The following is a 14,959-nucleotide window of genomic DNA, read 5'->3' on the forward strand; positions in this document are numbered from 1 at the left end:
GTTCATTCCCCCTCGGCGTGTTCGTTTTGTCTGTTCAGCAGTTTCATGGGAATTTCGAATAAAACCAGCGTTCCTTCCTGCCATTTGCTTTGGATATCGAAGCGCACCAAGTCGTTGTAGTAGAGCTCCAGCCGCCGGTAAACGTTGCGGATGCCGATGCTGTTGCCTGAAACGTTTTCGATCTGGACGGCCTTCATGATTTCATTGCGCTTTTCTGCCGTGATGCCTTTGCCGTTATCCGAAACGGACACGCACAGACGCTCTTCCTCGATCCGGGCGCTCACCGTGATGAGCCCTTGCCCGTCGACGGCCTGAATCCCGTGTTTGCAGGCATTTTCAACGAGCGGCTGGATGCTCATTTTCGGAATTTTGTAGCCTAAAACCTGTTCATCGACGTCAAAAACGTACTCGAATTTGTCTCTGAATCTAAACTTCTCGATTTTGAGATACATCTCCGTAAACCGAATTTCCTCCTCCAGCGTCACCAGATCCTCCTTCCAGCCGAGCAGCCTGCGCAGCAGCTTGGACAGGCTTTTGATAATGTCCGTCACCTCGGAATATTCGTATTTGGTACAGACGACGAGGATTGCGTTCAGCGTGTTAAACAGGAAATGGGGATTCATCTGGCTCTGGAGAAAATTAAGTTCGGCCCGCACCTGTTCCATCTCCAGGCTTTTTTTCTGGATTTCAAGCTTGTACACATTATTGATGAGCGAATTGATGCGTGATGTCATCATGTTGAAATTGCGGATCAATTCCCCGATCTCGTCCTTGCCTTCATCCATGCGGATCAGCTCGAATTTTTCATTCGTTACTTTGTGCATATGCCGGGACAGCCTTTTCACGCGATAATTGTAAGAACGAAGCATGATGTAGATGAAAACGGACGTAAATAACGTAATCACCGCCGCCAAAAGCCCGACGGACCACTGCATGTCGCGCATCGCCTGGCTCACCCGCGTTCCCCGGGTCATGCCGACCAGCTTCCAGCCTTTGACGTACTTGGCCGTGCCGATCGAAACGACATGAGCATCCTTGTTTTTTTCGATGCCCGAAAGGTTAAACACGGCGTAAGCGCCGCTGTCCTCATTTTGATAGCCGCTGTCCGCCGACATGATGATTTCGTTTTTTTCGTTCACCAGATACAGGTTCAAATAATCCCGTTCCCGGATGATCACGTCATAAATTTTCCGAAGGTCGATATCGATGCGCAGCAGCTTTTCGAACCGGTCGTAATAATTGTAATAATCCATTTTTTCGATCACGCTCAAATAAGGGGCGATCACGGACGGATTTGTCTCATCGGCCGCGCGGTAGGCAGCAACGAGGACCGGTTCGTTCGAATGTTCCCACAGCTTGTACCATTCGCTGTTTTTCACCTGGTCATTGATGATTCGGTAGTTTCCTCCCGACACGATGGTCGGATTATCCGTATATATGCCGATCCGCAAAATTTGGTTGTTTACCGGAATGTAGCTGCTTACCCGGTTGCGGAGCTGCTCGTCAAACGTTTCGTAAAAATCAAGCGGATTGGCGTACGTTCGGTCCAGCATCTCGTAAAGCGCTTTGTCCGTTTTCAGGGCATGGCTGACCGCCACGCCTCCGTCCACGAAATCGTGGATGTCCTTTCGGGCCCGCTCCAGCGACACCTCCAGGTTCTGCTCCTCCCGCTGCTTGATCAGTTCGGACATCCGGTCCATGAAAATCAGATGAATCACGGCGATGGGCAAAAGAACGCCAAGCAAATAAATCAAAATGAACTTGAAATTGATCGGAATGTCGTTGACGATTTTTCGGAGTCTGAATGTTTTTGTTCGCATGCGTGCACCATCCTGCTATTCTTCCGCCGGCCGGTTTTCCCATTGATGCTTGTAAACCGAGGGCAGCATTCCCGTATGGCTTTTGAACTTGCTGATAAAATAATCCGTTTTCGGGTATCCGACCTTCAGCGCCACCTCGGAGATTTTGATCTGCGTGCGCTTCAGCAGCTTTTTCGCTTCCTCGATCCTTCTTTCGTTCACGTATTCGTTAAACGGCTTGCCTGTCGTTTTCTTGAACAATTGTCCCAAATACGTCGCGTTCATGTGGAATTGCCTAGACAAATCCCGCAGCTGCAGCTTCGTGTGGAATTCCCGGTCCACAAATTGGATGACGTGAAAAATCGTATTATTTTCGTTTTGTTTGGCAAGAAGGGAAAGATCGGCCAAAGCCTCCAGGCAAAGGCCGCGAACGTACGATTGCAAAGCCGAATATTGCTTGATTTCGCCAAGGCTCCCGTGACGTTCCCGGATGCGTGCCATCCATGCGCCGGGATCCCCGTTCATCTCCGCAACCCGCCGGCAAAACGTCAGCTCCAGGTCCGCGATGCGGGCTTTGGCGAGCTCGATATCCGGCATCCCCGAGGCCAATGAGGCCATCAGTTCCTCGACCTGACAATCGATCGCCCCCGAATGACCGGCGCAAACGCTGTCGATAAGCCGCTTGATTTTTTGGTCGGCGTCCGCGCGGTGATCCGGCGTTTTTTTGCACCAGCTGTAAAAAAACAGCCCCTCCTTGCCCTGGCAGCGTTTGGACTTGCTCACCTCCAGCGACTGCAGATAAAGGGGACGGATGGAACCCATGCCGCGAAGCGGATCGCTTAACGCGATGATCACGGGCCGGATCAGGCTTCCGGACAAATCCCGGTGCATCGCAAGCCCGATCTCCTCAAGACGATCCGAAGAACATTCATCCGTCGGCACGAAAACGCCGACTCGCCCCGCACTGTCCTGAAAAGACCGATCCGTGACGTCCGGAAAATAAGCTTGGATCCGCTCCCGCAAATTTGCCGAGCCGATGTCCGTTTCCACCAGCAAGCATCGGAGTTCGGCATCGCCTTTCAAGTTCATCGCTTCCGCGGCCTGCCGCTCAAGCCCTTCGCCGCGTTCGCCCTGGATCAGCCTGTTGACAAGATTGTTCAAAAAAAAGGAGCGCATCCGGCGTTCCGCCAGCCGCTCTGCGGACTCGGCCCGGATCGATGCGCCGACCCGTTCCAGAATCGTTTCGAACTCCTCCTCGTCGATCGGCTTCAGCAAATATTCCGCCACCTTGTGCTTCATCGCGGTCAGAGCATAGTCAAAATGATCGTAACCGCTCAAGATGACGAATTTCGGAGGACGTTTCATCGTCTTCCTGGACTGCTCCACAAGCTCCAACCCGCTTAACGCGGGCATGTGAATATCCGTGACCACCAGCTCGGGCTGAAGCCGCTGGATGATGTTCAGCGCTTCGATGCCGCTGTGCGCCTCCGCGCATACTTGAAACCCGAAGTTTCCCCAATTGACCATCGTGCGCAGCCCTTCCAGAACCCACGGTTCGTCGTCGACCAACAGCACATTCATCATTTCACCAATTCACTCCCCGGACGTGCTTTTTTCGTGGATTTTCAAAATTACGCATGCATGAAAGCGTCTTAATCTTTATGCTACCAAACTTGCCGCAGTCCTGAAAATACCGAGCGAATGCAGCGCAGGCAGCCCCGTTTCTGCCGAAGCTGCCGCAAACCTTTCATTTACACAACTAGACGTTGTCTTTATAGACCTTGATTTGACCGGATGAATCGGGGCCGCAGATCAACTGCAGGCCGTACTCTTGATGGTGGATCTATCGATTCCGGCCAGCGCAAGCGATAAATCGGGGCGCCACCCGGACCGGGAGAAAAAACGCTTCCATTTCCAATTATAAAAAAAAAGCCCTCCGAAACGACTGCGCAAACTAAAGGTGTTACCCCGAAAATTTTAGATTTTGCAAAAAAAAAGAGAGCTGTCCCTTCATGCATGCCGCTTCCAACGGCTGCCGGACAACCCCCGATATTCTAGAACTGCTTGGCGTACAACTTCGCATACATGCCGTCAAAGGACATCAGCTCGTCATGGGTCCCCTGTTCCGCGATGCCGTCCTCCGTCAAGACGACGATTCGCTGCGCTTCGCGGATGGTGGAAAGCCGGTGGGCGATCACGATCGTCGTACGCCCTTGAGCCAGTGATTCGAGCGATTGTTTTACGACGCTTTCGCTTTCGTTGTCCAGCGCGCTTGTCGCTTCGTCCATAATGACGATCGGCGGATTTTTCAAAAACACGCGGGCGATGCTCAGCCTCTGCTTTTGCCCGCCCGAAAGCTTGACCCCGCGCTGCCCGATCTCGGAATGATATCCATGGGGCAAGCCCATGATAAACCCGTGCGCATTCGCTTTGACCGCTGCCGCGACAACGTCCTCATCCGCGGCCTCCGGATTTCCGTACCGGATGTTGTCCATGACCGTTCCGGCAAACAGATAAACGTCCTGCTGAACGACGCCGACGTTTTTCCGGAGCGATTCCAGATCGAGATCGCGGACGTCGATTCCGTCCACCCTCACTTCGCCTTCGGTGACATCGTAAAAACGGGGGATCAGCGAACAAAACGTCGTTTTTCCCGCGCCGGAAGGCCCCACCAGGGCAACGTATTCTCCGGGATGGATGCGCAGAGACAAATGTTTCAACACCCGCTGGGTATGTCCTTCGTAATGGAACGAAACCTGCCTGAACTCGATCTCTCCTTCCACGCTCGCGAGCGGGGCGGCATCCGGTTTGCTTGCGATGGACGGCTTCAAATTGATGATTTCCATAAACCGCTGAAATCCCGTGACTCCTTCCTGCAGCTGCGTGCTCATATGCGTCATCCGCTGGATCGGTTCGATCATGTAACCGATATAGAGCAAAAACGTGATCAAGTCCGATAAATCAAGCGTATGGCGGACGATGTGAGCGCTCCCCAATATAACGACCGTAATCGTGATTAGCTGGAGCAACATCTCAAAACTGTTGTAAAAAATCGCCTCCGCTTTATACGTCCCCTTCCGGCTGCCAAGAAACCGGGCGTTTTCGCGTTCGAATTTTTCGATTTCCATCCGCTCGCCGGTGAACGACTGAACGACGCGGATCCCCGACAAACTGTCCTCTACCTGGGCGTTGACGTCCGAAATCCGTTCTTTGTTTTTCATTAACGCCTTGTTCAGCATTTTGTTGAAGTAGAGGGCAAAAAAGACGAGCACCGGAAAAAAGCACAACACCGCAATCGTTAATGGCGGATGGATAAAAAACAAAATGGCAAGCGCTCCGAAAAAACGGGAAAGCGAACGGACGTAATCCTCGGGCCCGTGATGATAAAGCTCGGAAAGCAGCAGCAGGTCGTTCGTGATCCGGGACATCAGCCTGCCCGTTTTCTCCTTGTCGTAAAAATCGAAGGACAGCTTTTGCATATGGGCGAACAACTCGCTGCGCAAGTCGCTTTCCATGCGGGCCCCGACCTCATGTCCCTTGTAATCGACGAAATAGCTCCCGAGGTTCTGAAGGGCCGCCAACACAAGCATCAGCCCGCCGACCCAATACACCTTTCCAAGAGCCGCGGATAAATCTCCTTCCAGCACCTGCTTGGTGATATAACGAACAAGCAGCGGAAAGATCAGGGTGATGGCGGATACGAGCAGCGCGCAGGCCAGTACGGACATAAACTGCCCTTTATACGGCTTGTAATAAGATAAAAACTTTTTGATTGGAAAACGCATATTTTACCCCTTTATACGGTTTTTGGACGCGCATGCAAGGGGGGGTTGCCGTTTAGGCGTTAAGCGACAGTTCCGCCCTTGTATGCCGGGATCACTGCAACCGTCGTTTTTTTCATGATTATTTCCTCCCTTTTCGTTATTGTTTTTATTATATTTCGACCTATGACCGCAGATCGGGTAAAAGATATTTAAATTTGTTCTTTCCTACACATGCCGCAATTTATCCGGATTGCACATGTTGTAAATGGTTTCGATCCGGCCTTGTTTAAAAGCGAACGAATAAATATACTGCACCCCGTCCTCCATTCGTACCCGGACCCCCGGCAATCCATTGACGTTCAGAAAGGAAAGATCGTATTTCCCTTCATACATGGCAAGCAGATTACGGAAAAACCCGGTGACCCGCTCGAATCCAACGACCGGAATGCGCGCGGCCGTTACTTTTCCTCCGCCGTCGGAATAAAGGACGACGTTTTCGCTGAGCAGCTCCAGCAATTTGCCTGTATTCCCCTGCATCAAGGAGTTTACGAACGCTTTGATCCGCTCCTCCGCCACGTGAACCGCAGGAACCGATTCGGGATCGAAATGAATGCCGGCTTTAGCCCGGCGGTATATTTGACGGCAGTTTGCGACGCTTTTGCCGACCATATCGGCGATTTCGTCATACGAATAATGGAAAATTTCCCGCAGCAGGAAAACAGCCCTTTCCACCGCGTTCAGCTGCTGCAGCAGCAAAAGATACGCCATCGAAATCGATTCCCGCTGCAAATAGGCGGCGGAAGGTTCCTCTTCCGCCCCCGCCCGGCCGATCAATGGTTCCGGAAGCCACTGGCCGACGTAAAGCTCCCGTTTTTTGGCCGATGAACGCAGCAGGTCCAAACAACGGTTCGTGACGATTTTGTATAAAAACGCCCTTTCATTGCGAATGGAGCCGGGATCGGGCAGCTGATCGTACGCAAGAAAAGCTTCCTGCACGATATCCTCCGCATCCATGACGCTCCCCAGCATCCGGTAAGCCAATGAAAAAAGCTCGCTTTTATAAATTCGATACAGCGCCTCCGTACTCATCTTCAGGGATTCCCTCCGTTTCTGTGCGGGCCAAAATATGCCGAACGGCCCGTTTGGCGCTTGCCGTCGCGGCGTCCACCAGCAGTTCGCCGTGCGACGCCCAATCTCCTGCCACGTACAACCCCTCAATTTCGGGCACGGCAGGACCCGGGTTTTCCTTGCGCTTGATATGCATAAAATCATGGAACACCGTGATCTTCGGAAGATATTGTTTGGCCGCCAGTTCGTTCCGCCAGCCCGGCTGCACCAAGTCGAGCGTCTGTTCAAGCTCGAGCAAATCCTGTCTTGCATTCGTTTCCTCTCCCTGGTACTTCAGCAGCGAAATCACTTGGGACCCGTCTTCGCTTAAGTAAGCCGCGCGCGATTGGTTGGATAAAAAGACGGTTTGATCGATGCCGTACACAAATTGCTGCTTCGGTTTGGGCAGGCGCCGCAAAGCCACGTCCAGACAGGCGGCCGTAACCGGAATCGCTTGTTCCTTCCACGTATGGAGCGCGGTGCTCTCGGCCCGGGGAACCAGGCGGTACGCCTCTTCAAGCGGAGCCGCGACAATGATGCTGCCAGCGATGATTTTCAGTCCGTTATCGCATAAAACATGGTTCACCTTGCCTTGGTCATGGCCGATCGAAACCGCTTTGTTGTCCGTCAGACAAGCAACGCCCAAGCGGGAGGCCAATTGCCTTAATTCCTCTACGGTTTCGCCCCAGCCCCGATCCAAATAGAGCACGCCTTTCAAAGCGTTTTTGAGCTGCCCGAGCGCCGGACCCGCGGCTTGCAGATCGGGGGCGACCACATAGCTTGCCGTGCGCAGCAGGGAATAAAAAATATGCCGGACCATCGGGTCTTTAATCTGGCCTTCGATCCATTCGCGGAGGCTGACCCGATCATAAAGACGGGTATCCAACTTTCCTAATTTTGTCAGCCAGGCGGCAAATTCCATTTTCCCTTTCCAGGACACCAGCGGGGTGGCCAACAACGACCGGACGTTCGTCGGCAGCGTCTTTAATGTTCCTTTCCATATCCCGTAAGCATCGATCGACGGTTTGTTGCCCTGCAAACTTAATCCAAACCCTCGAAACGTCTCCCACGCATCACCGAAATACAAGGCATGCCCGCCCATATTGAAATACACTCCGTTTTTTTGGTTGGTGATCGCCCGGCCCCCCATCCGCACCTGCTTCTCGATGAGCACCGTTTGTTTGCCGGCTTTGGCCGCATAGACTGCAGCCGTCAAACCCGCAATACCTCCACCTACAATCGCCACGTCCGCTTTTTTCATCCGAAAATCCTCCCTTTCCGTTTGGTTACCCGTATGACGGGGAGGGGGGCCGAAACGTGACAAGAAAAACAACTTTTTTCGGGTAACGCAAAAAGCCCTTGATACCAAGGGCCCTTGCACAACCGCTTAAATTGAAATGATAATGCCGAAGCAATCTTTGAGCACGTGTTTGATCTCATCTGGTGATGTCAGGAGAGCTTCATTTTTCCGGCCTTTCTCGGTAATGATCAGCTTTTCGCCGGATAAAGTGATCCTTCCGTCTTCCGCAGCCAAAGAAACGATCGCTTTTTTCGTAAAATGCGATTTCGGCGACTGCTGCTGATATTTGCACATCTCATGGAAATCGCTCAACCGACGCGGAAGGTTTGTAAATGCAAACTCGCTTACCCATTGATTCCCCAAAAATTTTTGAAAGAAAAAACCGTCCGATTCATCCGGATTCTTCCGGATCCGATACGTGCCGCTGACATCGCTGACTTCTTCCCCAGACATCGGCAGGGGCGATCGGACAGAGTCGCCGAATCCGACATCTACGACGTAATCCTGATCCAAACGGACAAGGATCAACATATGATCAAATTCGGGCCCGTATGTATGGTCATCGGCAGCGACCCGACCGGAGAGCAGCTCCGCTTCATAACCAAGCTCCTGAAGGAGCCGATAAAACAATCCGTTCAGCTCATAACAGAAGCCTCCCCGGCGGTTATGGACGATTTTGGCAAACATCGAATCCGGATCAAGCGTAATTTCCGTTTTGTTCATCACGTCCAAGTTTTCAAAAGGAACGGTGAACATGTGCCGTTGCTGCAGCCGGGTCAGGAAATCCAGGTTAGGAGACGACTCGCCTTCGATGCCGATCCGTCGCAAGTACGCTTGTACGTCCATGATATTCCCCCTCTCAACCAAAAACCGAAATGGTTCGTAGAGGAAGTATATCATTATTTTTGCAACTTTTGTGCGGTCATTTTGCATTCATCCTTATCGGAGAAAGACCGGTCTCTTTCCGTTTCTCCTCTACGCCAGCTCGATGACCGTAACGGATTTCGACGGCAGCTCCAGCTCAAGGCGCGACCCCTCCAGCTTATAGGCATGGAACGGCTGCGGCGCGATCCGCTCCGGCTGATCGAACGTGTTATGCGCATCCAAGTTGTCGGAGGTGAGCGTCGAGCCCGTAATTGCGGGCGCGGATGTTCCTAAGCCGCGGAGGTCTATGCTTACGGACGACGAAGACGCATGGTTCAGGTTGCACAAACTGATATGTATGCGTCCGTTCGCATCCCGGGAAGCGGAAGCCGATACTTCCGGAATTTCCCGGCCAAAAGCGCTGTAGGTGCCGGACGACAGGTTCAGGTCCAGCAGCTCCGCATCCTGATGCACCTTGTACATATCGAATACGTGATAGGTAGGCGTCAGCACCATTTTTTCGCCTTCCGTCAAAATGACGGCTTGCAGCACGTTGACGGTTTGGGCGATGTTCGCCATGCGCACCCGGTCGCAATGCAGATTGAAAATGTTCAGCGTAAGCCCGGCGACAAGCGCATCCCGCAGCGAGTTTTGCTGATATAAAAATCCCGGGTTCGTTCCAGGCTCCACGTCGAACCAGGTTCCCCATTCGTCCACGATCAAACCGACCCGTTTTTCGGGATCGTATTTGTCCATGATGGCGCTGTGCCTCGCAATCAGCTCCTCCATGCGCAGCGCTTTTTCCATCGTCACGAACCAGTCCTGCTCGTTGAAGCCTGTAGCCGACCCTTTATGCGCCCAATCCCAAGGAACCGTATAATAATGCAGCGTGATGGAATCCATGTACCGGGCGGCCTGGCGCATCACCACGTCCATCCAGTTGTAGTCGCCGGCGTTCGGGCCGCAGGCGATCCGATGGATCCGGTTGTCCCCATAATTGCGGACATACGTCTGATAACGACGGTACAGGTCGGCGTAATATTCCGGCCGCATGTTGCCGCCGCAGCCCCAGTTTTCGTTGCCGACGCCGAAATAGGTGACCGACCAAGGCTCGTTACGGCCATTTTCCGCTCGCAGCGCCGACATCGGGGACTCCCCGCCGAAGGTCAGGTATTCCACCCATTCCGACATTTCCTGTACGGTACCGCTTCCAACATTGCCGTTGATGTAAGGCTCGCAGCCCAGTTGGGCGCATAATTCCATGAATTCATGCGTGCCGAAATGGTTGTTTTCCACGACGCCGCCCCAGTGGGTGTTGATCATCCGCTTGCGGTTTTCCCGCTTCCCGATGCCGTCTTTCCAATGGTATTCGTCGGCAAAACATCCCCCCGGCCAGCGGAGGACGGGAATGCGGATCCGTTTTAATGCTTCAACCACGTCGTTCCGGATGCCGTTTGTGTTCGCGATGGGCGAGTCTTCGCCAACCCAAATGCCTTCATAAATGCATCTGCCCAGATGCTCGGAAAAATGCCCGTAAATATTTTTGTTGATCTGCCCTTTGACGATGTCCGCGTTTAATACGCCGTTTTGAGTCATCGTATTCTCCTCCCGTTTCGTCATTGAATGGATTCACTCAAAGTATAGGAGCTTGATTTCCCCGGAACAATGAATTAAACTGCCCATTAACTGACCTATCGTGCTTTATCGGGAGGAGGGAAAGAACATGATCCGCGTCATCGGTTGCGGTCACAATTACATCCATCAGGAAGGCATTATGATCGAACGCCCGTCCGGAGCGGGCAATTACGCTTTCGTTTTTTTCCGGAGCCATGCGGAGATCGTCGTTCACGGCAGGCGCCTGTCCGCGGCCAAAAACTCCTATGTTCTGTTTCGGCCCTTCACCCCGCATGCATACCGCCACGTGGAGAAGCCGTTTGTCAACGACTGGTTCCACTGCGAAGGCTCCGAAATGGAAGCGCTTTTAAACCAGCTTGGTTTCGCCTGCGACGAACCCGTGAAAGCGGCTTTCCCCGCTTCCCTGACAAGGAGCATCATGGAGCTGCAGCACGTGAACCGGCTCGGCGGCCCGCTCCGCGACGACATCGTGGATCTGGATTTGCGCAGCCTGCTCCTGAAGCTCAGCAACTGGCAGCGGCTGCCCCCCTTGCCCGAAAAAACCGAAAGGCATTACCGGCAGCTGCTGGAAATCCGCAACGAATTGTACAGCTCCCCGCATACGGCGTATTCGGTAGATCAACTGGCCGCCAAAGTCAACCTCAGCAAATCCTATTTTCAGCATGTCTACAAGGAGCTGTTCGGATGTTCCGTATCGGCCGACATGATCAACGGACGGCTGGAGCAAGCTAAATATTTGCTCGACAACAGCTCCCTTTCCGTCGGCGCCATCGCCAAAATATGCGGTTACGAAAACGACACCCATTTCATGCGGCAGTTCAAAAAATTCGTCGGGGAGACGCCCAGCGGCTACAAAAAACGGCCGTAACGCTCCCTTATTCGTAAAACAGCAACCGGTTGGCATACGCGTTGCGGTAATCCGTCGGCGTCAAGCCGGTCATTTTTTTGAAGCTTTTCATAAACTGCTGGCCGTCCGGGTATCCGAGCTGGGCCGCGATCTCGCTGACGTTTTGGTTCGTGTCGGTCAAAAGCGATTTGGCCGCCTCCATTTTTTCCTGCAGCATGTATTGCTTCAAGGAAATGCCCGCGATGCCGGAAAACAACGTGGACAAATATTTCGCATTGTAACCGAAATCCTCCGCAAGCCGGGCGACTTTCAGGTTTTCGTGCCGGTGCCATTTAATATAATCGACGAGGTCGTTGTATAGCTGCCGCTGCTTCAGCTTCCGGCCGGCCTGGTTGCGGACGTAAAACAGCTGGTTGAACAACTCGCACAGGATCGTCGTGGCCATATAGCTGCCCAGCGTCAGTTCCCTGTAGCTCCGAACCGAATCCTGCAGCTGTTTCATGAGCACGATAAGCTTATCGGGGCTGCGCAGCGCGCCGGTTGCGGGAACGACGATCCTTCCCTGCTCATAGCCGTACTCCTCCAGGTCCTGCAAAAGCTCCCATCCGCCCGGCGCCGTAAAATGAAGCCAATAAAAGCTGCAGTCGGACTTCTCGTATCCATATTGCCGCACACCGGGAGGCATCAGCAGGAAATCCCCTTCCTTCAGTTCGTAACGCTCCCCGTCGGCGGCGATATACAGGCTTCCACGGGTTTGAATAAACAGCTCGAAATCCATTAACGTCCGCTGCATATGCATCCATTCCGGAGACGGAGCGACGAATTTGCCGGTCATGTTCAGCGTCAGCGGCGCATCCACCCTAAACTGATAATATTTCATCAAACTCCCCGTACCTTTCAAACTTTTTAACACCTTAACAAAAATAGAATATCAAAATAACCCCTTTTAAACTATGGATTTTTCCAGCATGTTCTTTCCGTCTTTTTCCTTTCCCATCAAACAACTGATCTTTTACCACCAATTCGAACCTTCCGCCATTTACGCCGAAACCGCGCTTGAACTAAGCTTGTCGTAGTCGTCTTATACGAAAGGATGGGTGTGCAAATATGATGAACACGCTGCTCGGAAACAAACCGCTGAAGGATTTTTCGCTCGACCAAGTGGTCTTAAGAAACGGCGATTACGTTAACGCGTTCGAAAAAGAAATCGATTATTTGAAAAAATTCGAAGCCGACCGCCTGCTAGCCGGTTTCCGCGAAACCGCCGGGCTTGCGCCAAAGGCCGCCAAATACCCGGGGTGGGAGGATACGGAAATCCGCGGGCATACGATGGGCCACTACTTGACCGCATGCTCCCAAGCTTTTGCCTACAGCAAAGACAGGGAACTGCACGCCCGTCTGGAATATATCGTGGCGGAGCTTGCGGAATGCCAGCGCCAAAACGGATATGTCTCCGCATTTCCCGACGTGCTGTTCGACAACGTGGAAAACAAAAAACCGGCATGGGTTCCTTGGTATACGATGCATAAAATCATCGCGGGGCTGGTTGCGGTGCATGAAGCCACCGGCCTGCAAAAGGCTTATGACGTCGTGAACAAGCTGGGGGATTGGGTCGCGGGCCGGACTTCCAAATGGACGCCCGAAATCCAAGCCACCGTACTCCGGGTCGAATACGGCGGCATGAACGACTGCCTGTATGACCTGTATAAATTAACGGGAAACCCGTTGCATTTGGAGGCGGCCCACAGCTTTGACGAAATCGGGCTGTTCGAGGCCATCCGGGAAGGCAAAGACGTTCTGCAGGGCAAACATGCCAATACGACGATCCCGAAATTCATCGGGGCGCTGAACCGGTATTTGACGCTGGGCGAAAGCGAGTCCGCATATCTCGAAGCCGCCGTTAAATTTTGGGACTTCGTCGTGTACCGCCACAGCTACGTGACGGGCGGCAACAGCGAATCCGAGCATTTCGGGGAGCCGGACGTGCTGAACGCCAAACGCTCCGATATTACGTGCGAAACCTGCAACAGCTACAACATGCTGAAGCTGACCCGGGAGCTGTTCAAGCTCACAGGCGACGTGAAATACGCCGACTTTTATGAAAGAAGCCATATCAATGCCATTCTTTCCTCCCAACACCCGGAGACGGGCATGACGATGTATTTTCAGCCGATGGCGACCGGTTATTTCAAGGTGTACAGCTCGCCGTTCGAGCATTTTTGGTGTTGTACCGGCACGGGCATGGAAAATTTCACGAAATTGAACGACAGCATCTATTTCCACCGCGGCGACCGCCTTGTCGTCAATCAATATGTCAGCTCCGAGCTGAACTGGGCGGACCGGAACATCCGAATCGTCCAGACGTCCGGATTTCCGAAGTCCGAGTGGGCCGAGCTGCGGGTGGAAACCGGAGGAAGGCAGACCCTAGCGGAGATCGGTCTGCGCGTGCCTTATTGGGCCGCCGGCGGCATGGACATATTCATTAACGGCGAAACCGCGGCTGCCCAGGTTCAAGACGGTTATGCGCTTGTTTCGCGCAAGTGGAACGACAACGATACGATCCGGGTGCGCATTCCGATGAAAATAGCTTACTCCGCCCTGCCCGATGCGCCGCATGTCGTCGCCTTCCAATACGGCCCCGTCGTGCTCAGCGCCGCCCTCGGCACCGAAGACATGACGGAATCGCGGACCGGCGTCATCGTCAGCGTCCCGACCAAACGGATGCCGGTCAAGGATTACTTGATACCGAAAGACATGAGCGCCACGGATTGGCTTGAGCGGTTAAACGAACATTTGGTCCGCCAACGGGATGAACTCGCCTTCACGCTCAAGAACACCGATGAGGATGAACGTTTGGTTTTCACGCCCCATTACAAGCAGCATCGGGAACGATACGGCATCTACTGGAGCATCCTTGAAGCCGATTCGCAGGAACTCGGGGATCATCTGGAAAAAAGCCGTCAGGAACGGCTTATCAAAGAAGCGACCGTCGACAGCGTGCAGGTCGGGAACGACCAATATGAGCTGAAGCATCATGTTCAGGGAGAGCGGACGCACGCAGGTACCTGGGAAGGGCTGAACGGAAGAAGGGCCGACGCCGGCGGATGGTTCAGCTATGAAATGAACGTGCTGCCGGGCGAAAAAAATGCGCTGCATGTGACGTTCTGCAAGCTCCATCACGGCGGCGCCTTGGACATATGGGTGAATGGGCGTCTGCTGGTCTCCGAGCCGTTTGCGGAGCGGCCGCAGCGCGCCTTTTACGAAAAAAGCTACGATCTTCCGGCCGATCTGACGTCGGAGCGGGATTCCGTTTCCGTCAAATTTGTCCCCCAAGGCGCAGTGAACGGGATTTACGGCGTGCTCCGGACGCTAAAGGGCTAAGTTCGGCATATTCCATTGTCAATCCATCGGTTTCGAGCGCAAAAAACGGCTTGCTCCCAAGGAGAGGAGCCGTTTTTCTTTTAACCTGCCCGATTCGTTTCGAATTTGCGACAGTCCTTGGTCCTCCGCCATCATGGCTTAAAAACCATCGCCGCGTTTAGAAATCTTTAGATTTGCTTAAACAATATTTTCAATCTTTTTAATTGATTGCGGGTATGCTTGGTTCAAGAAAGAAACGGATCGGAAGCATCCACCCGAATCC

The 14,959-nt window shown here is 53.1% G+C and carries 10 protein-coding genes; 2 read left to right on the plus strand and 8 right to left on the minus strand.

All coding sequences use genetic code 11. From position 1 onward, the window contains the following. Positions 1-2: 2 nt before the first annotated feature. The 7 genes from GQY55_RS09630 to GQY55_RS09660 all read right to left on the minus strand — a co-directional run bounded on the left by GQY55_RS09630 (position 3) and on the right by GQY55_RS09660 (position 10,430). Complete coding sequence (locus GQY55_RS09630; protein ID WP_160040643.1) at positions 3-1,820, minus strand: sensor histidine kinase; 1,818 nt, start codon at positions 1,818-1,820, stop codon at positions 3-5. Between the two features lie 15 nt (positions 1,821-1,835). Then, on the minus strand, positions 1,836-3,383 hold the full coding sequence (locus GQY55_RS09635) for a response regulator transcription factor (protein WP_160040645.1): 1,548 nt from the start codon (positions 3,381-3,383) through the stop codon (positions 1,836-1,838). Between the two features lie 470 nt (positions 3,384-3,853). Then, positions 3,854-5,584, minus strand: coding sequence for an ABC transporter ATP-binding protein (locus GQY55_RS09640; protein ID WP_160040647.1), 1,731 nt, complete (start codon positions 5,582-5,584; stop codon positions 3,854-3,856). Between the two features lie 204 nt (positions 5,585-5,788). Beyond that, entirely contained in the window at positions 5,789-6,652 is an 864-nt protein-coding gene (locus GQY55_RS09645; RefSeq protein ID WP_160040649.1) for an RNA polymerase sigma-70 factor, read from the minus strand. Further along, positions 6,621-7,931, minus strand: coding sequence for a phytoene desaturase family protein (locus tag GQY55_RS09650; RefSeq protein ID WP_160040651.1), 1,311 nt, complete (start codon positions 7,929-7,931; stop codon positions 6,621-6,623). The genes GQY55_RS09645 and GQY55_RS09650 overlap by 32 nt, the downstream gene beginning before the upstream one ends. Positions 7,932-8,057: 126 nt before the next feature. Then, positions 8,058-8,816, minus strand: coding sequence for an arylamine N-acetyltransferase family protein (locus GQY55_RS09655; protein ID WP_160040653.1), 759 nt, complete (start codon positions 8,814-8,816; stop codon positions 8,058-8,060). 129 nt (positions 8,817-8,945) lie between these two features. Then, entirely contained in the window at positions 8,946-10,430 is a 1,485-nt protein-coding gene (locus tag GQY55_RS09660) for an alpha-N-arabinofuranosidase (RefSeq protein ID WP_160040655.1), read from the minus strand. A 127-nt stretch (positions 10,431-10,557) separates the two neighbouring features. Here GQY55_RS09660 and GQY55_RS09665 point away from each other — a divergent pair, with 127 nt between their 5' ends. Then, positions 10,558-11,337 carry a helix-turn-helix domain-containing protein gene (locus GQY55_RS09665; protein WP_160040657.1) on the plus strand — a complete coding sequence of 260 codons (780 nt, stop codon included), beginning with the start codon at positions 10,558-10,560 and terminating at the stop codon, positions 11,335-11,337. A gap of 7 nt (positions 11,338-11,344) precedes the next feature. On the opposite strand, the gene GQY55_RS09670 is transcribed toward GQY55_RS09665, so the two are convergent. Continuing rightward, complete coding sequence (locus GQY55_RS09670; protein WP_160040659.1) at positions 11,345-12,196, minus strand: helix-turn-helix domain-containing protein; 852 nt, start codon at positions 12,194-12,196, stop codon at positions 11,345-11,347. A gap of 227 nt (positions 12,197-12,423) precedes the next feature. Here GQY55_RS09670 and GQY55_RS09675 point away from each other — a divergent pair, with 227 nt between their 5' ends. Further along, entirely contained in the window at positions 12,424-14,697 is a 2,274-nt protein-coding gene (locus GQY55_RS09675) for a glycoside hydrolase family 127 protein (RefSeq protein WP_236575517.1), read from the plus strand. The last annotated feature ends 262 nt before the right edge of the window (positions 14,698-14,959 follow it).

The organism is Paenibacillus sp. USDA918EY, assembly GCF_009870825.1.
Lineage (GTDB): Bacteria > Bacillota > Bacilli > Paenibacillales > Paenibacillaceae > Paenibacillus_AQ > Paenibacillus_AQ albilobatus.